This window comes from Salinispora fenicalii (genome assembly GCF_000514815.1).
Classification (GTDB): Bacteria; Actinomycetota; Actinomycetes; order Mycobacteriales; family Micromonosporaceae; genus Micromonospora; species Micromonospora fenicalii.
This window is the reverse complement of sequence record NZ_AZWQ01000033.1, coordinates 20,268-41,376: the sequence shown is the minus strand read 5'-3', so window position 1 is coordinate 41,376 and position 21,109 is coordinate 20,268. Positions and strand designations below refer to the sequence as shown.

The 21,109-nt window shown below is 68.3% G+C and carries 18 protein-coding genes and 5 pseudogenes; 2 read left to right on the top strand and 21 right to left on the bottom strand.

The window, feature by feature from the left end; all coding sequences use genetic code 11:
- Positions 1-6: 6 nt before the first annotated feature.
- From B116_RS27575 to B116_RS27570, 3 pseudogenes are all read right to left on the bottom strand, one after another.
- Positions 7-120: pseudogene (locus B116_RS27575) on the bottom strand (alpha/beta fold hydrolase); the annotation flags it as partial.
- Between the two features lie 267 nt (positions 121-387).
- Positions 388-1,363: pseudogene (locus tag B116_RS25270) on the bottom strand (AfsA-related hotdog domain-containing protein).
- A 33-nt stretch (positions 1,364-1,396) separates the two neighbouring features.
- Positions 1,397-1,537: pseudogene (locus B116_RS27570) on the bottom strand (LLM class F420-dependent oxidoreductase); the annotation flags it as partial.
- On the opposite strand from B116_RS27570, the pseudogene B116_RS0116600 reads away from it, so the two are divergent.
- Positions 1,537-1,934, top strand: a pseudogene (locus B116_RS0116600) (hypothetical protein); the annotation flags it as partial. The pseudogenes B116_RS27570 and B116_RS0116600 sit on opposite strands and share 1 nt — an antisense overlap.
- Positions 1,931-2,203, top strand: a pseudogene (locus B116_RS0116595) (hypothetical protein); the annotation flags it as partial. The pseudogenes B116_RS0116600 and B116_RS0116595, both read left to right, overlap by 4 nt.
- 17 nt (positions 2,204-2,220) lie before the next feature.
- On the opposite strand, the gene B116_RS0116590 reads toward B116_RS0116595, so the two are convergent.
- The 18 genes from B116_RS0116590 to B116_RS0116505 are packed head-to-tail and all read right to left on the bottom strand — an operon-like array spanning position 2,221 to position 21,106.
- Entirely contained in the window at positions 2,221-2,745 is a 525-nt protein-coding gene (locus tag B116_RS0116590; RefSeq protein ID WP_027660714.1) for a flavin reductase family protein, read from the bottom strand.
- A 4-nt stretch (positions 2,746-2,749) separates the two neighbouring features.
- Positions 2,750-3,121: a VOC family protein gene (locus tag B116_RS0116585; protein WP_027660713.1), complete on the bottom strand. Its 372-nt coding sequence runs from the start codon at positions 3,119-3,121 to the stop codon at positions 2,750-2,752.
- A gap of 53 nt (positions 3,122-3,174) precedes the next feature.
- Complete coding sequence (locus B116_RS0116580; RefSeq protein WP_027660712.1) at positions 3,175-4,095, bottom strand: methionyl-tRNA formyltransferase; 921 nt, start codon at positions 4,093-4,095, stop codon at positions 3,175-3,177.
- The gene (locus B116_RS0116575) at positions 4,092-5,318 is read right to left on the bottom strand and encodes an argininosuccinate synthase (RefSeq protein WP_027660711.1); all 1,227 of its coding nucleotides are present in this window, start codon (positions 5,316-5,318) and stop codon (positions 4,092-4,094) included. The genes B116_RS0116580 and B116_RS0116575 overlap by 4 nt, the downstream gene beginning before the upstream one ends.
- A 4-nt stretch (positions 5,319-5,322) precedes the next feature.
- Positions 5,323-6,081 (bottom strand): HalD/BesD family halogenase, encoded by a 759-nt coding sequence (locus B116_RS0116570; protein WP_027660710.1) that lies wholly within the window; start codon positions 6,079-6,081, stop codon positions 5,323-5,325.
- Positions 6,082-6,094: 13 nt separating this feature from the next.
- Positions 6,095-8,524 carry a condensation domain-containing protein gene (locus B116_RS0116565; protein ID WP_027660709.1) on the bottom strand — a complete coding sequence of 810 codons (2,430 nt, stop codon included), beginning with the start codon at positions 8,522-8,524 and terminating at the stop codon, positions 6,095-6,097.
- Positions 8,517-10,082, bottom strand: coding sequence for an amino acid adenylation domain-containing protein (locus tag B116_RS0116560; RefSeq protein WP_027660708.1), 1,566 nt, complete (start codon positions 10,080-10,082; stop codon positions 8,517-8,519). The genes B116_RS0116565 and B116_RS0116560 overlap by 8 nt, the downstream gene beginning before the upstream one ends.
- A gap of 10 nt (positions 10,083-10,092) precedes the next feature.
- Entirely contained in the window at positions 10,093-11,034 is a 942-nt protein-coding gene (locus tag B116_RS0116555) for a hypothetical protein (RefSeq protein WP_027660707.1), read from the bottom strand.
- The gene (locus tag B116_RS0116550; RefSeq protein ID WP_027660706.1) at positions 11,031-11,726 is read right to left on the bottom strand and encodes a 4'-phosphopantetheinyl transferase family protein; all 696 of its coding nucleotides are present in this window, start codon (positions 11,724-11,726) and stop codon (positions 11,031-11,033) included. The genes B116_RS0116555 and B116_RS0116550 overlap by 4 nt, the downstream gene beginning before the upstream one ends.
- Positions 11,720-12,832, bottom strand: coding sequence for an acyl-CoA dehydrogenase family protein (locus B116_RS0116545; protein ID WP_027660705.1), 1,113 nt, complete (start codon positions 12,830-12,832; stop codon positions 11,720-11,722). Before B116_RS0116545 ends, B116_RS0116550 begins: the two co-directional genes overlap by 7 nt.
- A gap of 19 nt (positions 12,833-12,851) precedes the next feature.
- Positions 12,852-14,009 (bottom strand): acyl-CoA dehydrogenase family protein, encoded by a 1,158-nt coding sequence (locus B116_RS0116540; RefSeq protein ID WP_018724208.1) that lies wholly within the window; start codon positions 14,007-14,009, stop codon positions 12,852-12,854.
- A complete protein-coding gene (locus tag B116_RS0116535) occupies positions 14,006-14,248 on the bottom strand; it encodes a phosphopantetheine-binding protein (protein WP_018724209.1) in 243 nt (80 codons plus the stop codon). The genes B116_RS0116540 and B116_RS0116535 overlap by 4 nt, the downstream gene beginning before the upstream one ends.
- A gap of 7 nt (positions 14,249-14,255) precedes the next feature.
- Entirely contained in the window at positions 14,256-15,506 is a 1,251-nt protein-coding gene (locus B116_RS0116530) for a type III PLP-dependent enzyme (protein ID WP_018724210.1), read from the bottom strand.
- Positions 15,499-16,998, bottom strand: a complete 1,500-nt coding sequence (locus B116_RS0116525) for a class I adenylate-forming enzyme family protein (RefSeq protein WP_027660704.1) — start codon at positions 16,996-16,998, stop codon at positions 15,499-15,501. Before B116_RS0116525 ends, B116_RS0116530 begins: the two co-directional genes overlap by 8 nt.
- Entirely contained in the window at positions 16,995-18,230 is a 1,236-nt protein-coding gene (locus tag B116_RS0116520) for an acyl carrier protein (RefSeq protein ID WP_033667676.1), read from the bottom strand. Before B116_RS0116520 ends, B116_RS0116525 begins: the two co-directional genes overlap by 4 nt.
- 1 nt (position 18,231) lies before the next feature.
- Positions 18,232-19,572: a TrpB-like pyridoxal phosphate-dependent enzyme gene (locus tag B116_RS0116515; protein WP_018724213.1), complete on the bottom strand. Its 1,341-nt coding sequence runs from the start codon at positions 19,570-19,572 to the stop codon at positions 18,232-18,234.
- The gene (locus B116_RS0116510) at positions 19,569-19,838 is read right to left on the bottom strand and encodes a phosphopantetheine-binding protein (protein WP_018724214.1); all 270 of its coding nucleotides are present in this window, start codon (positions 19,836-19,838) and stop codon (positions 19,569-19,571) included. Before B116_RS0116510 ends, B116_RS0116515 begins: the two co-directional genes overlap by 4 nt.
- Positions 19,835-21,106 (bottom strand): glutamate-5-semialdehyde dehydrogenase, encoded by a 1,272-nt coding sequence (locus B116_RS0116505; RefSeq protein ID WP_223874599.1) that lies wholly within the window; start codon positions 21,104-21,106, stop codon positions 19,835-19,837. The genes B116_RS0116510 and B116_RS0116505 overlap by 4 nt, the downstream gene beginning before the upstream one ends.
- Between the last annotated feature and the right edge of the window lie 3 nt (positions 21,107-21,109).

The following is a 21,109-nucleotide window of genomic DNA, read 5'->3' as shown; positions in this document are numbered from 1 at the left end:
GCAGCCCTCCACCGGCAGGGTGCCACCGCGGCGCAGGTCACCCATGACCGCCGACTCGTAGGCGAGCGTCGGCGCGAGCGCCACCACGTCGGCCCACCACGGCTCGTGGCCCACCACAGCTCGTGGCGCAGCACGGCCGCCGTCGCACGGTGACGGCGGTCTGCCGCGGGCGCACCCGCCGGTTGTGGCTCGACGAAGGATGGAGACGCCCGCCTCGGGTACGCACGAAGCGGCGGGCCGGCAACGCGGCACTTGTAGCCTTGTAACCAAGGATGTCCATACGTTGTTCCGTTCCCAGGACTGATGGCGCGGGTCGCCGTTGGTGCGGTCCGAAGCGCTGGTCCCGCTACGTAGGCCGGATCGCCGAGAGGTGGTGATGGCTGCTCACTATGGCAACCCGCTCGACGCGCGGGCGGTAGTAACGTTGATCGCAGCGTGCACGGTGCCGCCCTGCACCACCTCGACCGATCGCTCACCGTTGGTCGTGCCTGGCCGGGCCACCAGGTGCGTCGAGCTGTCCCTGAGTCGGGAGCGTCCAGTTCGACAAACGTGTCGAACGTGCCGGCAAGCCCGGTCATCACCGCCGCGGATGGCGCGGGACTGAGCGCGGTGCCGAGTTGACGGGCCGCCTCGACGAGCAGGGTCCCCGGGACGTGGTTCAGCCGGCGGTCGAACAAGCCCAGGTGATCGAAGGGCAGCAGCACCCGCGCGCTGGTCTCACTCGCACCAGTACGAACCTCGGCCAGCAGCACGTCGGCGGGTACCAGGCGGCCCACGGTCGAGGGGGGAGTCGCCCCGTCCAGGTACGGGCACAGTTGGTCGGACCAAGGTGGCGGCGACCCGCCACGAGCCCGGCGGTGCAGCAGCGTGTAGGCGGCCGGGGACACGACCGACGAGGTGATGACTGTTGATCCGATCCGCACACCACCGAGTGACAGCTCACACCGGGACGTGAACGCGCGGAGCCGGCTGCCGACTCGGACCGCCACCACAGTGACGTGCATCGTCAGCTTGGTCGAGCCGCCGTCGGGTCGTTGCACATACGCGTCGGGCCGGCACGGACATCTCGCAGGAGTCCACCAGGAATTTGGGTGTCGTCGGCCAGGCCGAGGCCGTTGTGGCCGATGTAGATGACGACCTGCCGGCAATCCTCCAGGAGCAGCATCGGATCGAGACGGCGATTCGCCTCCGCGACGTGTGCTGCGTAGTACGCGTGTCGCTCGGGCAGCAACGCCGTCGCCACATATTCGCCGGTGCCGTCCGGATGGACATCGGCGAGGAAGGCGGTGTCAGCATGACGACGATGGACAACCGCCGGTTCGACGGTCGTGTGAGGTTGGGTCAGTAGCCGGGTGTCGGTCATCGTTCGGGCCCTTTCCATGTTCTCGTCGAGTAGTCATGTGTGGGCGTTCGCCGTGAGCGCTCCGAGGTGTTTGCTGAGCGACGTGAACCCGGCGCCGAGCGTGCTCACGGCCAGGTGTGTGGCGCGGGCTTCACGCCACCGCCGAGCCGCGGCGGCGACACCGACCGCGCCGCCGCATCGACCCGGACCGCGAACCGGAGTGGATGCGCTTCTACGACCGCGGCGAGCTGCTCGCCCAGTACGGGCGCGTCCACCGCGACCTCGCTCGAGCAAACGAACGACACGGCAGGGCCGCTGTACGGTGGGTCTCCGAGGCCATCGCCGCATTCGGCCCCCAAATGTACGCAGCACGGTACTCAACGAAGTCGGACTGTGTAGCAGCCTCTTCCTCGCCGGAGAACCACAGGAAGCCGTCACCATCGGCACCCGGGCTACCCAGCATGCCAACCAGTTGACCTCCCAACGGGTACATGACCGCATCCGCAACCTCCGCCGCATGCATCGGTACGCAGCCGACCCGCAGGTAGCCGAGTTCAGCCGCGCCCTGTCCACGATCGGCCCGGCCGCATGACCACCACCGACACCGGCGGCCGGTACGCCGAAGCGGCCATGACCGAGGCCATGCGCCGGATTGCCGACCAGCTCGACGTCCCCAGCCACGACGCCCGGCTACTCCGCCTGACCAACAACGCGGTCTTCGCGCTACCCACCGCCGCCATCGTCGTACGCATCACCCGCTCCACCACCCTGCACCACCGTGTCCACAAGGTTGCCCGGCTCGCCACCTGGTTCGCCGAACGCAACGCACCCACCACCCGGCTCGCCACGCAGGTCGACCAGTTGTCGTGGTGTCTGTCCTACGCGGCCGAAGCCGTTGACGGTGTCGGGGTGATCCATCGGTACGTCCCGTGCAGGTACAGCAGCGGCGCCTTGGCGGGATGCAATGGGCCGTAGGACATGGTCTCGCTTATGACCACCGCGTGGTCGCCCTGCTCAGACAGCTTGCGTACCTGGCAGTCAAAGTAGGCCAGCCCTTCGCTGAACACGAGGCATCCCGTTGCCGGTGCCCGATGTACTCGGACACCGGCGAACGCGGCAGCGCTGGAGGGTCGCCTGGCATCGGCAAACCATCGGGCGATGTCCCGTTGGTCCGCCGCCAGTACGGTGACCGCGAAAATGCCAGAGTTGCGGATCTGGGCGAGCAGCCGGCTCCGGTGTTTGAGGCAGATCAGGACCATGGGAGGTTGCAACGATACGGTGGTGAACGAGTTGACCGTCATGGCCAGCGGAATGTCGTCGTACACACTGCTGACGATGCCGACGCCAGTGGCGAATGTTCCCGCCGCGAGTCGGAACTCCACTGTCTGGTCCTGATTAGTCATGTCTTCAGTCCTGCCCCCATACCAGGCAGAACGGGTGTCCCACGGGGTCAGCGTAGACCCGAAAGCCGTGGCTGCGGCTCCCGCCGCCGCGAAGCAAAGTAGCGCCTAGCCGGAGCACAGTCTCCTCAGCTTCTTGGATATCGTCCACCTCCACATCGAGGTGGGCCTGCTGCGGAAGGGCCGGGTCCGGCCACTGCGGCGGCTGGTAGTCGGCGACACTTTGAAAGCACAGGCGAGGATGTCCGTCCGCGCCCTTTAACGTCACCCAGTACCCGTCGCTGTCGGCCCATTCCAGGCCGGTCAACTCGACGTAGAACTCCGCGAGCTTTTCGGCGTCCGGACAATCCAGCACCATCGAGTGCAGTCGACCGATCATCCAACCTCTCCCGTCATCGTCGTAGCCTGATGACCGACGCCCCGGTCACCGTCTTAGTGAAGGTACTCGCCGAAGGCGGCAAAGTAGTCGAGGGCGCGCACTGGTGGGCCGGTCTCGGTACGGACCTGAAGCAGTACCACCCCGCGGTCGTCGCCGTCCCGCGGGCCGCCGCTGGCAACGACCACACCGCCATAGTCGGCCTTGACGATCCGGCCAGGTGTGCCGCCGTGCGCCCGGGTCGGCCGGGCAGCAGTCATGATCCAGAGCCGGAGCCCCCGGTACGTCGTCCACGCGTTGACGAACGGATCCGACTGGCCGCGTACCAGGTTGCAGATCGTGGTGGTGTCGTCCCGCCAGTCAATTCGTGTGTCCTCGACGCCGATCCGGTGGTAGAATGACGCCCCCTCGGGTGGTTGCGGCTTGCCCTGGTACCCCGCGTTGACCCGGTTCAACGCCTCCAGTGTGACTGGCACGTATTCCGTGAGTAGCCGCCCCAGAACTTGTCCGGCGGTTTCATGCACGCCGATCTTCACACGAGCCTGAGTGATGATTGGCCCGGTGTCCAGGTCCTCGGCCATGTAGTGCACGGTGAGGCCGGTCTCCTCCTCGCCGTTGCGGATCGCCCAATTGACCGCGCCGAACCCCGCATAGGCGGGCAGCAGCGCATCGTGCGTGTTGACCGCGCCGCGTTCGGGGATCCGCAGCACTTCCGGGGGAACCCTGGTCCGCCAGTTTGTGGAGACGATGACATCCGGCGCGAGCTCGCGCAGATGCTCGTGCAGGTCGGGTTCGCGGGCGGTAGCCGAGTAGCGCACCGGCAGTCCCAGTTCGGCTCCAGCTAGCTCCACGTCCGGTTCGCCGAGGTCACTGAATTCAACCGGGTGGGTCAATACAAGTAGCACCTCGTGGTGCGGCGCGATGCCTCGCAGCACGATGGCGCCTAGCTCGCCGTAGCCGAAAAAGACGATCCTCACGGCGTCGCCGTCCCGTTTGTCAGTCCGGCGCGGAAGCGAACAGTGTTGACCCGCAGCCAGCCAGAGGAATCGCGCTGGTCGAACACGTCCTCCGCCTCAAAGGTAGCGAACGCGGTGTCGTAGCGGCTGTGTGGGGAGCGGCGACCGATAACCTGGACAGTGCCCCGGTGCAGCCGCAGGATCGCGTCACCGGTGACATTCTGCTGACTAAAGTCGATGGCCGTTTGCAACATCAGCCGCTCGGGGGCGAACCACAGGCCCCGGTAGACCAGGGCGCTGTACTTCGGCATGAGCTCCTCCTTGAGCTGAGCTACCTCCGGGTCGAGTACCAGGGACTCCACCGCGCGATGGGCGTGCCACAGCAGGCTGCCGGACGGAGCCTCGTAGATGTTGCGGGTCTTCATGCCGAATATTCGGTTCTCTACGATGTCGAGGCGGCCGATTCCATGCCGGCGACCGATTTGGTCGAGCGTTTCCAGTACAGCGCTGGCTGACAAGGGCGTTCCGTTCACGCCGACTGGGTTGCCGCTTTGGAAGTGGATTTCGACGGTCTCGGGTTCGTCCTGGGTGTCTGCGAGATCGCGCACCCGGAACAGCAGGCCTTCCGGCGCCGGTTGCTCCGGATCCTCGAGCGCCTCACCCTCGTAGGAGGTGTGTAGCAAGTTGCTATCGATAGAGTACGGTCGGTCGCCGCTCCTCAGATCTAGCTCGATGCCGTGCTGTCTGGCGTAGGCGAGCAGATCGCTGCGGGAGGACAGATCCCACTCCCGCCATGGGCTGATCACCATGATGTCGGGGCGTAGCGCGGCTAGAGTCATCTCGAAGCGGATCTGATCGTTGCCCTTGCCCGTAGCTCCGTGCGCCACGGCGTCCGCGCCGACCTCCTCGACAACGCGCAGCTGGGCTGCGGCGATCAATGGCCGGCCGATGGAAGAGCCCATCATGTACTGCCCCTCATAGAGGGCGTTGGCCCGGTACATCGGGAAGGCATAGTCCCGGGCGAACTCTCCGCGTAGGTCGTCCACCCGCACCTCGTCGGCACCGAGCTTTTCAGCCTTGCGAGCGGCGGTGTCTAGCTCCGCGCCCTGGCCTAGATTGGCAATGAAGGCGGTCAGCCGGCAGTTGTAGCGCTCCTTTAGCCAGACCAGGGCCACCGAGGTGTCGAGCCCGCCGGAGAAGGCGAGCACAATGTGCTGAGGGGCGATGTTGTTGCGAGACGACATGGGGTCACACCTCCGTGGTGGGCGCAGTGGCCCACAGCCGGTCCATCGTTTCGTGGGTGAGGTGGCGGGTCAGGTCCGACGTGGAGGCGTATCCCATATTGGTGATCTTGCGTCGGCCCTGGCGGACTGGGGTAACGCGGTGCAGCGTGGTGTTGGTCCGCATGAGGTACAGGTCGCCAGGGAATAGCTCCATCGAGTAGATCGGGCGGCTGACCAGGGCACGGTTGATCCCTGGACGCTGCTTGTTCCAGATGGTGCCAGGCACGCACTGGACGAAGCCGCCATGCTCCACCGGCGGGCACTCGATTACCCAGACCAGGGCGAAGGCGAAGTCGTCCCAGTGCCAGCCGTGGGTGTCACCGTCTCTTTCTAGGCAGGTGATGACGAACTGCTCGGGCTCATACGGGCACGGATGCACCGGCTCGCCGGCCACCTCCGACAGCATCCGCAGGATCGGCTCTGCTGTGTAGATGCTGCTGATGACGGTGCCTAGGCTGGCGATTTCGGCTCGCGTCACGTTGCGCATCCGACGCGGCGTGTAGTCGGTCTCGGCGAAACGAAGGTCCCGTCGCGTGCCTGCCTGGTCGATCAGCGCGTTGACCTCGTCGGCGACCGCCTTTTTGACGCTGTCGGGAGCGACGAAGGAGACCTTCGCATGCCCCAGGTACGAGAATTCTCGGTGGGCTGTGGTGATGTCGTCCGGCGCCACATTGCGCTGCACATGCTCTCGCAATTGCTGGTGCAGGACATCCAAGTCGAACACGGATCCTCCCTAGTTAACCTCTCGCCGTTACATCGCGCGCGAAAAAGATGACGGCCGCCGCTACCTGTGCCGCGGCAGCCGAAGTCAGTAATCCGAAGTGGTCGGTGTCAATCCGGTGGGACCGCATCACTCCGACACGGCCGGCCCACTGGGCGAGCTGCGCGTCGAGCAGGTCCGCGCTAATCACCAGCGCGGGAGCGTCGACCGGGCCGTCATGGACGTACTCGGCACTTGCCCGCAGGTGACGTTCGTAGCTGTTCCACTGGTGCGCCAGCAGTGCCGCCGGCACGGGTTGTTGGATGGCCGCCAGGCAGGCCGCGAGTGCTCCGACGGCTAGCCGTTCGTGGAAGCCAGCCGATCCCGCGTCGCTTGTCACCAAAGACCTCGGGGCGTCTGACTCCAGGTTGAAGGCTCGGTAGACGTTTTCCGTGAAGGTGTCGAAGCGTTGTCGAACATTGTCGGCTGACAGCTCGTACCCGACTGGTGGGGCGGAGTCCAGCAGTACCAGCGCCGGTCGCCGCTCGGTCTGGTCGGCGACCATCTGGTAGGCAACCTGACCGCCGAACGACCATCCGCCGAGCAGGTCCGGGATCAGGCCGGCGGTGTCCAGGTCGGCCTGGTAGCGGTGGGCCAGCGCCGGCACCGTCGGTAGTTGCCCACTGTCACGGGAGGCTGTCACCCGCCAGTGCTGCGGCAGTTCAGCCAGCAGGTGCTGGTAGTCCTGCGGACTGCCCCCTGCGCCATGTACGAGGTGCAGATGCGGGCCCGAGCCGTCCCGTAACAGCACCAGCGTTGACTCCGCCGAGGCTGGCTCAGACCCGTTGCCCAGTAGGTTGGCCATCCGTTGGGGCGTCGGATCGCCGAGCCACCGCACGATATCCACCGCCGGTCGCCCGTCGGCGGTCAGCGTCTCCACGAGGCGTAGGGCGCTGAGCGAGTTGCCGCCGACGGCGAAGAAGTTGACGTCCGCTCCCGCCGGTGGGGCGCCGAGCACGTCGGTCCAGGCGGCGACGATATGGCGCCAGTTCGCCGAGTCGGGCAGCAGGCCGACCAGGGGGCTGCTGTTGACGGCGGCCTGGGCCGCGCGCTGGGTGCGGGCGCTGGAGGCGACATCGAACGAGCCGACCGCACGCTGCGGCTCGGCGCCGCCGTCGGCCAGCACTCTATCCAGGTCGTGCAGCAGCGTCAGGACGCTACTCTCCTGGTAGCGTCCAGTGTGGTATTCAACCTCGGCGAGGTAGCCGCCGTCAGTTTCCCAGACGGACATCGCCACGTCGGCCCGGGCCGCCCGGTTTGGGCTAGGGAGCAGCGTCGCCGAGATGGGGCCGAGCCGCAGATCGGTGCCGATCGGACCGAGATAGCTCAAAAGCAGCGGCGCGGGGTCGCCGAGGGCGACCCGGGTCTGCTCGGGCAACGCCCCAAACACCACGGGGTAGGGCACCGCTTGATGAGTCAACATCTGCCACATGCCGTCTCGGGCGGCATTCACCACCGCGGCGACACTGTCCGTCTCGGCGACTTTGCCCCGGATCATGCAGAGGTTTGCGGTATAGCCGAGCAGCGCCTGATCGCGGGTGGTCATCCGATTCGCGGTCACCACACCCACCGTCACGTCCGGCCCGGCACCGGCTCGGGTGAGCACGAGCTGCGCCGCGGCGAGGATGATCGCGAACGGGGTGGCGAAGGTGGCCTTGGCCAGCGCCGCGATCCCGGCACCCGCCTCGGCGCTGAAGCCGTAGCGCAGGATCGCGCCCGGCGCGCCGCTCGCCACTGCGCCCGGCAGGTCGGGTTCCAAGGTGGCGGAGGCGGCGCCGGTGAGAGCGCCGCACCAGTAGGCAATGCTCTTGTCCCACCGGCCGTCCGCGCGAGCCGCGGCCTGCTCCTGGGCGTATGTGCTGAAGGGCACCGGGTCGGTCGGGAAGCTCACGGCGCGTCCCTGCCGCACAGCCGCATACGCCTCGGACAGCTCCGCGACGAGCAGTTGGACCGCCCAGCCGTCGAGCACCATGTGGTGCACGGTCAGCAGCACCTCGTGTTGGTCGCGGACCCGGACCAGGGTGATGCGAGCAAGCGGCGCCTGCTCCGGCTCCAGTGGCGTGGCGTGCACCTCTTCGGCGATGAGCCGCAGCAGAGTATTCGTATCGGCGTCTTCCAGGTCGTCTACGTGCAGCCGGTGCGGGCTCACGACGATGCGTGGCGCTACCACCAGCGTGACAGTGTCCGCCTGGCGCACCACCGAGGTCCGCAGCGCCTCATGCCGGTCAACGAGTGCCTGCCAAGCCACGGCCAGTGCCTCCCCGTCGATTGGCTCGTTCACCCCGAGCCGCCAGGTGAGGTGATAGACCGATTGGTCGCGGGCGCGCTGGTGCACCCACCACAGGGCCTCTTGCATGGCGGTGGCCGGGAACGGCTCCAGCGCCGCGTCGGCGCCCTGCTTAACCACGGGTCGCGAGCAGCTCGGAGGTCAACCGCTTGCGGTCGACCTTGTCCACCTCGGTCAGCGGGATCTCCGCCCGATGGTGGAACACCCGGGGTCGCATATATGATGGTAGATGCCCTACAAGCCGGGTGAGGTCATCGTCGGACAAAGCCGCGCCCGTGTAGACGGCGTGCAGGTCCAGCTCTCCATCGTCGCCGGCTACAGTAAGCACCACAGCCTCCGCCACGTCCGCGTGAGCGCGCAACGCGGCCTCGATTTCGGCGAGCTCAACACGGTTGCCACGGACCTTCACTTGGTGGTCGATTCGACCCTGATGTATGAGCTCGCCGAACTCGCGACGGATCCGGTCACCGGTGCGGTACCAGTGCTGGGCGGTCAACGGCCCGGTGCCGTCGTAGAGGCGACCGCGATTGCCGTCAAAGGAGACGAACCGTCCCGCGTTCTCAGCCGGATTGAGGTAGCCGGGGAAGCGCTGCTCGCCCCGGACACACAGCTCGCCGTCGTCGCACGGGCGCAGCTCCTCGTCGAGCAGCACATAGTCGAGGTGCGGGTAGATGTCCCCGATCGGCACCGAGCGGTTCGACGACTCGATCCGGGCGGATGGGTCGGCGGGCACCTCGTACGCGGTGACGATGACCGTGGTCTCGGTTGGGCCGTAGCAGTTGATTACCGCGGTGTTCGGTGCGGCGGCCGTCCAATCGTTGACCTGCTTTATGGTAAGTGGCTCCCCGCCGAAGGAACTCAGCCGCAGAGTCGGCATGCTATCCGGGGCCAGGGCGCGCAGCCGCTTGGCAAACGAGATTAACGACGGTACAGATAGCCAGTGCGTGAGTCGTTTCGTGTTGATGAAGCGCACCGGCGTCAGCACGTCACTGCGCTGGGCGACGCACAATGTGGCCCCGGTGCCCCACGCGCCGAACATCGCAAGGATTGAGCCGTCGAAGCAAAACTCGAAGGTCTGCGAGACCCGCGACTCGGGCCGGAACCGATATCGCGTGGTTACCTCGGTGAGGAACGAGTCGACGTTGGCGTGGGTCGCCGGCACGCCCTTGGGCTTCCCGGTGGTACCGCTGGTAAAGATGATGTATGCGAAGTCGTCGCGGCCCCGCTCCACGGCCGGCGGGATTTCCGTCGCCTCGCCCGGGACGAGGAACTCGCGCCAGCCCTCACCAGTCAGGTCGAGGAGCGTGACAGTGGTCTGGGCGCGGAACTCAGCGAGCCCGTCGCCTGAGCTTTCGTCGACCATGACCAGGTCAAGGTTTGCCTCGTCGGCGATGGCGAGGTTGCGGGCCGCCGGGTTAGCGGGATTGAGTGGCACCACTGTCGCGCCCAGCCGCAGGGCGGCCAGGTATGCGATGTAGCCGACAAGGCTGCGGGAGGTGAGCAGCCCGACCCGTCGGGGTGACCGCCCCAGCACCCGCCGCATTTCGGCCGACAACCGCTGGGCTGCGGCCTGCAACTCGGCGTAAGTCAGTGCGTCCGAGGTGACCTCGATCGCGACGTTATCTGGGTGTAGCCGGGCCGAGGTCCGGAACCAGTCGTAGAGGGTACGGGTCTGCATCGCACATCCTTCACATCGTCTGCCGGTGCGGACGTCCCGCCGCCGGCGCTGGGGTAGTCGACCGGTCGTGTTCCAGCTGCCGCAGGTGCTCGAAGGTGGTCCGCGCCAGCGCAGACCGAGGGCGCCCCCGGCGGGCCGATTCCACGACGAAACGTAGGGCCCGAGGCAGGTCAGACCAGGCCTGCACGGCCTCGTTGTCGCCGAGGTGGCGGTATCGGAAAGCACGGTGCTGCGCGACAGCCCACAGGTCGTCCAGGTGCGCCCCGACGGCCAGCGGTCGCGCGACGACATGGTCGCGCAGAAACTCCAAGGCCGCGCCCTCGTCGAGCAGCCAGGTGCCGGGCAACTCCGGTTTGTTTCCGGTGCCGTCCATACGGACCAACCACTGCGGCTGCGCGCCGACGGGCGGGGGCATCCAGAAGCCGAACGCCAACGCGTTGCGCCGGTCCTGTTCCGGGCGCCATGACGACGGCGGGGTCATCACGGCGAGTAGGCCGGCAGTGCCGAGCCAGCCAGCGTACGGCTCCTGCTCGCCGGCGGGCAGCAGCCCTCTGAATCCGTCAACGACGTGCCAGTCGTCGCCGCGTCGGTCGTCGACCAGCAGCCAGTGCGGCGCGTGCGCGGTGCCGTTGGTTGACGGGGACCAGGGCAGCGCCGCGTTGTCGGTAACCACGAGCACCCGCCCATAGCGTCGCAGCTCGGCGTCGATGCGGTCGACGACACCGTCAGCCGGGGTGGTGGCCCATGCTAGCCGAGTGCCGTCCGGCAGCCGTTCGAGCGGCACGCGGTGATGGGAGAAGGCAAGCTCACCCTCCGGCAGGTCCTTGCGTACCGCGATGCGTACGGAATCGGCGAAGCGGTCCACGGTGTCGGCGAATTCGCCGGCCTGATAGCCGGCCAGATTGCTGGTATAGCAGCTCAGTCCGGCGAATCGGGGATCCGGAACGGTCATCGCGTACCCACCCCGTGTGCGACGCTTATCGGGACCCGGCTGTACCCGCGCAGGCTCACCCACCGCAGGTCGGCCCAGCGGCCTGTCCGCCGCCCCGCCGGCACGGGAATAGCCCAGGGCCGACCAGTGAGGCCAGCGCCGATCGCCTTCACGCATGCCTCCTGGACCGTCCAGATCCAGGCGAACTCGCGGTCCCGTGCCGGTTCGGGCAGCCGGTCGAGGGCGGCGCGGACCGCCGGGGCGCAACAGCGGCGCAGCAGGGCCGGCGGCGCCGGTACGGGTACCTGGACGTCGACACCGACCGGTACGCCCCGCCCGAGTGCTGCGGCCACCATCCCAGCGTCGTGGGACAGGCTGACGGTGACCTCCGGCCACTCAGGCAGGTGGGGTTGACCGCTGTCCTGAGCGGCGATCGGCGCAGCGCCGGCCCTTCGGCCCAGCTCAGCTGCGAGCAGCATGCGCAGCAGCGTCCGTGCGGCCAGTCGCTCGGCGCGCGGCCCGGCGGAAAGGTCTGCGACCCCCGCCAGATCGGACGGGGACGGCGGGAGATGGGCGAGCACACGCTGCTCGGCCACCGCAACCCGCACTCGGGTGCCTAGCCACAGCCGAACCACGCCGCCGTAGCGGCCCGTGCTAGCTCGACGCGGTCGCGCCCAGCTGGCCAGCACCGCCCGCTGCCGCGCTGTCACCATGGCTGACCCCTGAGTAGGTCGGGCACGTGTTCGGCGATCCCGGCGAGCATCGCCCCAGTGGCGCCGCCGGCCGTGGCGAACATGCCGGCGGTGGCCCGCAGCTGCGCTAGCCCGTCCTCGACGTACGCCTCCGCGCCGAGCAAGGCAGCGCACTCGCCGAGCACCACGTCCAAGCCCTGCGCCACCGAGGCCTTCAATAACATGCTGGTCACTAAGGGGTCGGGGCTGTTCCGGTAGGCGTCGCAGGCCGCCTCGATCCGCCAGGCCTCCACCATGCACCGGGCAAACCGTTCTCGGATCGCCGGGTTATCCCAGGCCCGACCAGCGCCAAGAGGACGCTCAGTGAGGCGGCGGTGGGTGTCGGCGAGTACACGACGGCACATCGCGGCGGCCCACACACCCCCAGCGAAGCGTTCGGTGGCGATGTGGCGGGCGAAGCTGACCATGCCCCGCCCAGGGCGTCCGACCAGATAGGACCGATCCAGGTGTACCTCGCTGAAGTGCAGGTCCCCCAGACCCGCGTTGCTCAGTGGGGTACCCCGGGTGGCCGACACCCGCACTCCGGGGGCGTCGGTGGGCACCAGCACCCACACGAAGCTGGTGAAATGCCGCTGCGGGCGGTGCCGAGCCAACACGAGCGCATACGCGGCAGTTCGGGCGTTGGTGATCCATCGCTTCCCGCCATCGAGCACCAGCGACCGGTCGTTGAGGCGTACCGTCGTGCCTAGCTCCATCAGGTCGGAGCCAGCGCCGTCACGGTCCGTCGCGGCCAACGCGAGCATCGCGTGACCGGCGATCGCATCGAGGTATGCGGTCCGCGCCGGTCCGTCCTCCGGCTGCCCGTCGACCTGTTCACGCAGGACGGGCAGCGCGCTAGCGACCTGAACGCAGACCGACAGCACCACGCCGACCGGGCAGCGCGCGTCGAGAGCGCCGAGCAGTCCCGGCAGCTCGGCCGGCCCGGTGTCACGCAGGAGGCCGTGCTCACCGAGCGTCCGCCAGACTGCCCGGGCGTCCTCGGGTGTGGCCAGCGCGCCCAGTGCCACCCCAGTACGCGCGGCCACGTTGGTGCCGGCTCCCGCCGAGCCCGGGTCCGCGAGCGCCATCTCCGGTGCCGTTGGCAACTCAGGCAAGATTCACCTGCCGGTCTCGAAGAGCCAGCGCTCCGTTGACCAGCAGCAGCCGGTCGTTGGCGTAGTTCAGCGAGGCAGAGCGAAGGTCCCGGAAGACCCGCTCCAGATACAGCGACGACGACCGGAGATAGCCGTGTCGTAAGCCAACTAGCTCCACCATCTCATCGGCGGCGCCGAAGCACTGCTCGGCGGCCTGGACCTTTAGGTTGTTGATAAGCAGCTGAGTTGACGTTTCGGCGGTGTCGGGGGCGCTCTGCACGGCGGCGACGGTGTGTCGCAGCAAAGCGTTTACCAGGTCGAGACGGCCCCGGATCCGGGCCAGTCGGGTCAGCAGCAGCTCCGAGGAGGGATCGAACTGACTCCGGCCGGTGTCCCGGATGTGGTGCAGGATCCGGGACAACGCCCCGGTGGCCGCGCCGAGCCACGCTGCCGACCAGCCAATGTGTGCCAGCGGACCGAAGGTGGGGGCGACGATCTCGTGGAACCGCCCGGGGGCGCCGATTACTTGGTCGGCTGGCACCCGCCCAGTTAGCCGCATGGGCACGCTTTGGGTGGCCCGCATACCGAGTGGCTGCCAACCGCCGCGGATCTCGATCGTAAGCTGGTCGCGGCGGGCGTACACCAGGGAGACCTGGCTGGGTGAGGTGGCCTCCGGCGCTAGCGTGGTGATGAGGAACGCGTCAGCGTGTTGACCGCCGGTCACAATCGGGGCGTCCCGATCGATGCTCAGGGTGCCGGTGTCCTGCCGGGCCGTCGACTCTGAGCTGAGCAAGCTCCCACCCTTGCGGCGTTCGGTGGTGACTGAGGCGAGGTAGACGTTTCCCTTGCCAAGAGCCGGCAGGAGCCGCTCGGCGAGCGGACCGTCGGCATGCCGGACCACTGCCATAACCTGCTGGCAGTGCATCGCGAAGATTAACGCGACAGACATGTCCACCCGGGCCAGCCGCAGGGTCATGTCGACAAGGTCGCCGAGGCCGCCGCCACCGCCGCCATGTTGCGTCGGCACCAGCAGGCCGAGGATGCCGGTGGCCCGCATCGCGTCCAGCGCCGCGGTGGGGAACTCCGCTGCCGCGTCGGTGTGCTCGGCGTGCAAGGCGGTGGCGGACAGCACTTCATCCAGTGCCTTTTCGTGTCCGGTGGCGGTGCTCACGCCGTCCGTCCCCGCAGCGACTCGATGGTGTCCCAAAGGCTGCCCGCGGTGGCGAAGGTGCGGTCGGTCAGCAGTTCGTCAGGCATGGACACCCCGTAGGTGTCCTCGATGGCAAACAGCAGTTCGATCGCGCGCATTGAGTCCAGGCCCAGCTCGTGGAGCGAGGCTTCGGAGGTGATGGGCTGCGTTCCCGCATACTTGAGGAACGGCTTGAGTAGATCCGGAAAAGCGGCGTCCATTGTTAGATCAACCCCTGTCGCTGCCGGTGACGGTATGCCGTGTGAGTTCCAGCCGGGTCACGCTGGTGACCTGACCCCCGGCGATGGTGACCTCGATGGGCATGGGATGCGCGAGGAAGGCCACCAGGCTGGCGTAGAGGCCGTACGCGCCCACGTTTGGCACGGAGACCAGCTGGCCTGGGACTAACGGCGGGAGGGCGGTGGCGCGGGCCCACGTGTCCAGCGGTGTGCACAGCGGCCCGGTGACGATGGTTCCGGGTATTGGCGGTCCGGCCGCTGCGTCCACCGTAAGTAGGTCCGGCACGATCGGCGGTAGCCGCCGCAGACCGGACATCCCACCGAGGTGGTGGATGCCCGACTCCAGGACGACCACGGGGATGCCCTGCGACCGCTTCACTTCCAGGACCCGGGTGACCAGAGTGCCGCAGGTGCCGACCAGGTACCGGCCTGACTCGAAGGCCACCGCCGGCCCTTGCGCCGGCCAGCCTGGGAAGGCGTCGGCGAGCAACGCCGCCAGCCGGTCCGCCAACTTCGGCAAATCCGGCCGAGCGCCGGCCCGCGCGAAAGGCGCCCCGAAGCCGCCACCTAGGTCGATCAGCTCCGGCTGCGTTCTGGTCGCCGCCACCAACCGCCGTATAGTGTCGACGGATTGCGTGAACTGAGCGACCAGAGCCTCCTCACCGTCGACGTTGCTGCCCATGTAGAGGTGGAACCCGACCGGGCACACGTTGCGGCGCGGTCCGAATAGGTCGGGCTGGTCCAACACCCAGCGCACGTCCGCGCCGAATTGTGAGGCGATGCCGGTCATGGTGAGCCCCTGACCGGGCGCAGGTGTGTCGTCGTTGATCCGTACCAGGGCGCGTACCTCGACGTCGTGCTCGCGGGCCACCCGGTCGAGCTGGTCCAGCCCGTACGGGGAGTCGACGGAGAATAGCTCGACCCCAGCCTGGACGGCCTCGACTAGGTCGATGTCTCGCTTGCCCGGGCCCGTGTAGAGGACCTGGGCCGGATCGCAGCCGGCAGCCAGCGCGACGCGCAACTCGCCAGGGGAGCAGACCTCTGCCCGGCACCCCGCAGTGGTCAGCTCGGCGACCACGGTTGGGTGAGGGTTGGCCTTGAGCGAGTAGAACAGCTCGGTCTGCCTCGGCAACGCGGCGCGCAGCGCCGCGTAGGACCGGATCAGCTCGTCCAGGTCGTAGAAGTACGCCGGGGTCTGCGGTGCGTCCGGCCGGTTGAAAAGTTCCGCTAGCTCAGACACAGGTGTGCTCCGACCACATTCGGTACAGCTCGGCTCGGTCGACCTTGCCGTTGCGGGTCAACGGGATCTCCGGCACGACCAGGCACGTCCGGGGTATCTTGATCTCGTCGAGCTCGGTGCGCAGCGCGGCGAGTACCTCGGGCGCTGTCAGTTCGCTCACTACGAACAAAGTGGCCGAATCACCGCCGTCCTCCACCCTCGGCGGCAGCACGGCGGCTGCCTGAATCTGCGGAATTCGGTACGCCGCCGCCTCGACCTCGGTGACGCTGACGCGGATGCCGCGTTCCTTGTAGATGTCGTCACGCCTGCCGACGAAGTACAGGTACCCCTCGGCGTCGAGCCAGCCATGGTCGCCCGTGCGCAGCTGGGGGAAGAGGCCTTCAACGCGGGGGAAACGCTGGGCGGTGAGTTCCGGTCGACGCCAGTAGCCGGCCATGACGTGCGGGCCTCGGACCACGATCTCGCCGACGGTGTCGGGCGGCACCGTCGCGCCGTCCGCGTCGACGACCAGGATCTCGGTGCCGGGCAGGGCTCGCCCGCAGGCGCCCGGTCGGCGCAGGTCCTCATCCACTGGCATGATTGCCGCCCGTTTGCACTCCGTCAGCCCGAACATCAGCTGGACGCGCAAGGTGGGTATGCGGGCACGCAGGTCGCGCAGAACCTCCGGCGGCATCGCGGCGCCAGTGTTGGTGAGTAGACGCAGCGTGGGCACGGTCGTGCCCGGGCGGGACAGCATTCGGACCAGGCCACGGGCCAGCGCGGGCACGGCGGGTAGCACGGTCGCGGCGCTGCTTACCAGGTGCCGGGGCAGCGTCGGGCCGGTGTCGGCGGGGGAGGCCAGATGTAGCCGGGCGCCGGCCAGGGTGCTGAGGAAGATTTGGTACATACCATAGTCGAACGACAGTGGCAGCGCGCACCACACGACGTCGTCCGCCCGGTAGGCGAGCTGGGAGGCGATGGCCTTGACGGCGAAGACCACCTGCGCGTGGGTAGAGACCACTGCCTTCGGCATGCCGGTGCTGCCAGAGGTGTAGATCAGGCATATCGGGTCGACGGCCAGTGGGGGCTCTGCTGGCGCGGAGTCCGAACCGTCCTGTACGACGTCGCGCAGCTCGGCCGTACCCACGGTCGGCACGCCGTGGCTCGCGGCCACGGCGAGTGCTCGAGGACTGTCAGTGACGAGCAGTATCGGCTCGGCATCGGTCAGCACATGGGCCAAGGTGACCATGGGGGATTGCTCGTTGACCATGCTGAACACGGCGCCCGCCCGGGAGCAGGCGTACAGCAGGGCGGGTACCAGCGGGTCGGTGGGCAGGCAGATGAGCACTCGTCCGCCTTGGCGGACACCGCGCGTAGCCAGCCAGCTGGCAAGCCGCCGGCTGGCTGCGTCCAGGTTCCGGTAGCTTTGGACCTGGTCGCCGTGGCTGATCGCCGACGTGTCCGGATGAGCGGTCGCAGTGCGGTCCAGCAGGTCGTGCAGCAGCGCGGTCACCGGCCCGACACCCTTCGCGTCGCCGCACGGGCCCGGTCGAACACGGCTCCGAGTGAGTCGAGGTCGTGCAGGGCCGTCCTCGTAAGGTCGTCCGGGTCCAGCTCCACCCGCAGTCGGGCCTCTGCTCGCTCGATCACCTCGACCAGCCGGAAGGAGTTGAAGCCAGGCAGTGCCCGTAGGGGACGATCATCGACTGGTACCTCAGGACCCACCCCGAGGGCAGCCCGGACTTCGTCGGCGAGCACCCCGCGGATCTGTTGAGATTCGGCGTTCGGCGCGCCCTGCGGCGGCACCCGTCCGGTGTCGGCGAGCCGATCAGCGAACGCCACCTCGCCGCGCAGCAGGCCGTCAAGCTGGTCGAGGACCGGAGCGGGGAAGACGCCGCCTCGGTGGACCCGGCGCATTGCCACGTAGCTCTGACTAGCCAGGGTGAGCCATTCGTCGGCGCGGGCGGCGGCCTCCCGTGCCGCGTCAGCGGTGGTCGGATCGTTGGCCAGCCAGGCGGCGTGCAGGGCCCGGGACCGGCCGAGCAGCCACACGTCGAGTACGAGCTGGGTCGCCGCCTGCGCCTCGCCCACCCGTCGCCGCACTGCCGCTAGGTAGTCCTCAATCTGGTCTGCCTCGGCGTGCAGCGCGGAAGCGTTGTCGCGCAGGACCGCCGCCCGGTCAAGCGTTGGGGCCCCGTCGGCGGCGACGGTCATCGCGGTCGCTCGGGGCACCGCCGCGTCGAATTGCGCAGCCGACATTCGCCACGTTCCCGGTCGCGCGTCGCCCCACTGAGTGGAGTTGTGGTAGCCATCGACCAAGACGCAGGGATCGTCGGCGTCAACCAACAGGAAGCTGTGTTCCATGTGCTGGTTGCCGGCGTACGGCAGCCAGCTCATGGTGAACGTGTCGGCGACCACATAGAGCGGCGAGTGCTCCGCGAGTAGCTCACGCAGCCGGGTACCAGGCACATCGTCCCAGCGCCGGGTGACCCGAAGGCCGAGCAGGTCGCCCGCCTCGGTCAACCGCTGCTCGACCGACGCGGTGACCGCTGGCGTCCCTGCGGGTTGCGCGGTGATGTGAAGCCGCAGGCTGGCGCCGAGCTCCAGGTGTGCGCCAGGCCGGTAGGCTCGATCAGCCAGGGCGGCCAGGTTCACCTGCACGCAGTCCAGCAGCTCGGCGCGAAGACCGGTCAGCACCGGCGTCCACTCCCGACTGCGCGTCGGAATTGCAGGCACAACGACCATGTCACGCCTCTCCCATCGGGTGGACTGCGCGCAGCGACGCCGTCGCCGCCCGCAACGCGTCCGAGTCGGCTGCGCGGTCCTCGGGCAAACCGGCGAGGAGCTTGTCGTATGCGGCCAGGTCGAGCAGGCCGTGCCCGCTGATACAGACCAGCAGCCCGCGCCGTGCTGAGTGCCCGGGTTCGCGGCCTGTCGCTACCCGGGCAGCGGCCGCCAGCGCGTGACCCGACTCCGGTGCAGGCACTACCAGTTCGGTCAGGGCGAACGTCCGGCCAGCGGTCAGCGCCTCCCGCTGGCCCACCGCCAACGCCGAGATCTGGTCTCGGTACCGCATCGCGGAGATGAGCTTCGCCGCACCGTGGAAGCGCAATCCCGCCGAGTGCGATGCGGGGATTGCGTACCCGCTGCCGATCGTGTACATCGCCTCCATCGGTCCGGTGCCTGTGGAGTCCGTGTGGTCATAGGCGTACACCCCACGGGTGAGTTTCGGGGTGGTGCTGGACTCCACCGCGATCAAGTCGGTGGGCACGTCCCGCTCCCCGGCGGAGTCGGCGGCGAAGAACGGCAGGGCCAGTCCGCCGAAGTTGCTGCCGGCACCCACGCAACCGATCACCGCCTCCACGCTGGCGTCAAGAGCAGCAAGCTGGTCGATGGCCTCCAGGCCGATCACCGACTGGTGCAGGATGCTGTATGTCTCGCCACTGCCGATACAAAACGCCCGCTTGGGGTCCGCTCGGGCATACTCGACGGCCTCGCCGATGGCTAACGCGAGGCTGTTGCCCTGCCCGGACCGCTCGGCGGCGACGCGTCCCACTTGTGTCAGTGGGCTGGGGCTGGCGTGCAGGTCCGCGCTGTAGAGGCGCATCAGGCTGCCCCGATACGGCTTATCGCGTAGGCTCCCGCCGACCATGAAAACGGTGCAGGCCATGCCGAATGCGGCGCACGCGGCGGCGAGCGCGCTGCCCCACTGCCCGGCGCCGGTTCCAGTGACCAACTCCCGGAAGCCTGCGCGGTGGTAGTAGTGGGCCTGCGCCAGCGCAGTGTTGAATTTGTGGCTACCCGAGATGTTGCCACCCTCGTACTTCACGTAGATCGGGACGGTCGCTCCGATCTCGGCCTCGAAGCGCCGGGCCCGCCATAGCGGCGCCGGCCGGTAGGTTCGGTATCGCTCGGCGACCGGCTCGGGGATCGGCCAGAATTCCCGGGTTGCGACACTCTGCCGGATCAGCTCTAGCGGCAAAGTGGCGGTCATCGGGCCGCCGGTGCTCGGCGGCGTCACATCGGCGGGCAGCTCGTAGCCAAGGTGCGGCAGGACGCTGCGCCAGGCTCGAGGCGTCTCGGTCATGACTCCTCCCTCACCAGATCCACGACGACGTCGACCAGGTCGGCGACGGTCGTGAAGGCCCGCCCGGCGAAGATGTCGTCCGGCAACGTGACGTCGAGTTCGTCCTCGAGCCGCACGAGCATGCCGAGGAAGCCCAGCGAGTTGACTCGTAGCAGGTCACCGTTGAGTGGCTCGAGGTCGTCGATGGTGCCGGGGTCGACCGAGACCCGTGACTCGCGTACGACCAGCCGTTTGACTGCCTCGTTGACTCGAGGCCGGTCAGTCATGTCGCCGCCTCCGTTTCGCCGCGCAGCCTGCCCCCGGCGTCGACGACCCAGCTCCAGGTCAGCAGGGCAGACAGGCTGACGGGTCCGCGGACATGTAGCCGGCCGGTGGCGATAGACAGCTCCGGTCCCAGCCCCATCGTCGGACCGTCGTGCAGGCGCAGGGAGCCGTTGACCACCAGCGTGGCGGCGTCCACCCCGGCCAGGAATGCCTCCACGGAGGCCGGGTCAGCGGCTACCACGCCCTCGGTGTGCTGGGAGCCGAAGCGGCGGATGTGAGCAACCGCCTCGTCGAGGCCAGCGACGGGCCGGATGCCGACCGCGCGTTCCAGAAACTCCCGACCGTTGTCGGCGGCGGCCAGTTCGGCCACGGGCGCCCCGGGAGGTACGGCGGCGGCCAGCCGGGGGTCAACCCGCAGCAGCCATGGCTCGGCCAGCCCGGCGCCAGCTCGCAGGAGGGCCCGAGTCAACTCCTCGGCCACGTCCTCGTGGGCCAGCACCAGTTCGAGGGTGTTGCAGGCGGTGGGCTCGCCGAGCTTGCTGTCGAGGGCGATCCGGGCGGCCAGCTCCAGGTCGGCGCTGCGGTCGACGTAGAGGTGGTTGACCCCGCCGCCGCTGGCGATGACCGGGATGGTGGAACTGGTCAGGCAGTAGTCGATCAGGGACGGGCTGCCCCGGGGAATGAGTCCATCGATCTTGTCGTGCCGCTTGAGTAGGGCCCGCACTAGCCGCCGGTCGGGGTCGGTGACGACCTGTACCGTGCCGGTGGGTAGTTGCGCGTCTTTCAGCGCCCGGCCGATGACGACGGCGAGGGCCTGGTTGGTGGCTGCGATCTCCGTGCCGCCGCGCAGGATGGCTACGTTGCCGACCGCCACAGGCAGCAGGGCGCCCTCCACCGTCACTGTCGGCCGCGCTTCGAAGATCATCAGGACCACACCCAGCGGCTTGGGCAGCCGGCGCACGGTGGCGCCATTGCCGGCCCGGTGACCAACGGTCGGGGCGGTCACTGTCGGCAGCGCCACACGAGTGCGCGCAATCAGGTCGACCAGCGCGTCGAGGTGACGCTTGCCAAGCGCCAGGCGGTCGACTAGTTCGGGACCGAGACCGGCCCTGGTGCCTTGGGCCACGTCGGTGGCATTCGCCGCCAGCACGTCGGCCCAGCCCGAGGAGAGCTCGTCGGCGAGCGCCTCGCAATACCGGTCGTAGCGTTCGTCGCCGGGTGGGGGAAGCTCGGCTCGGGCCCGCGTCGCGTCGTCTAGGATCTTGTCCATATC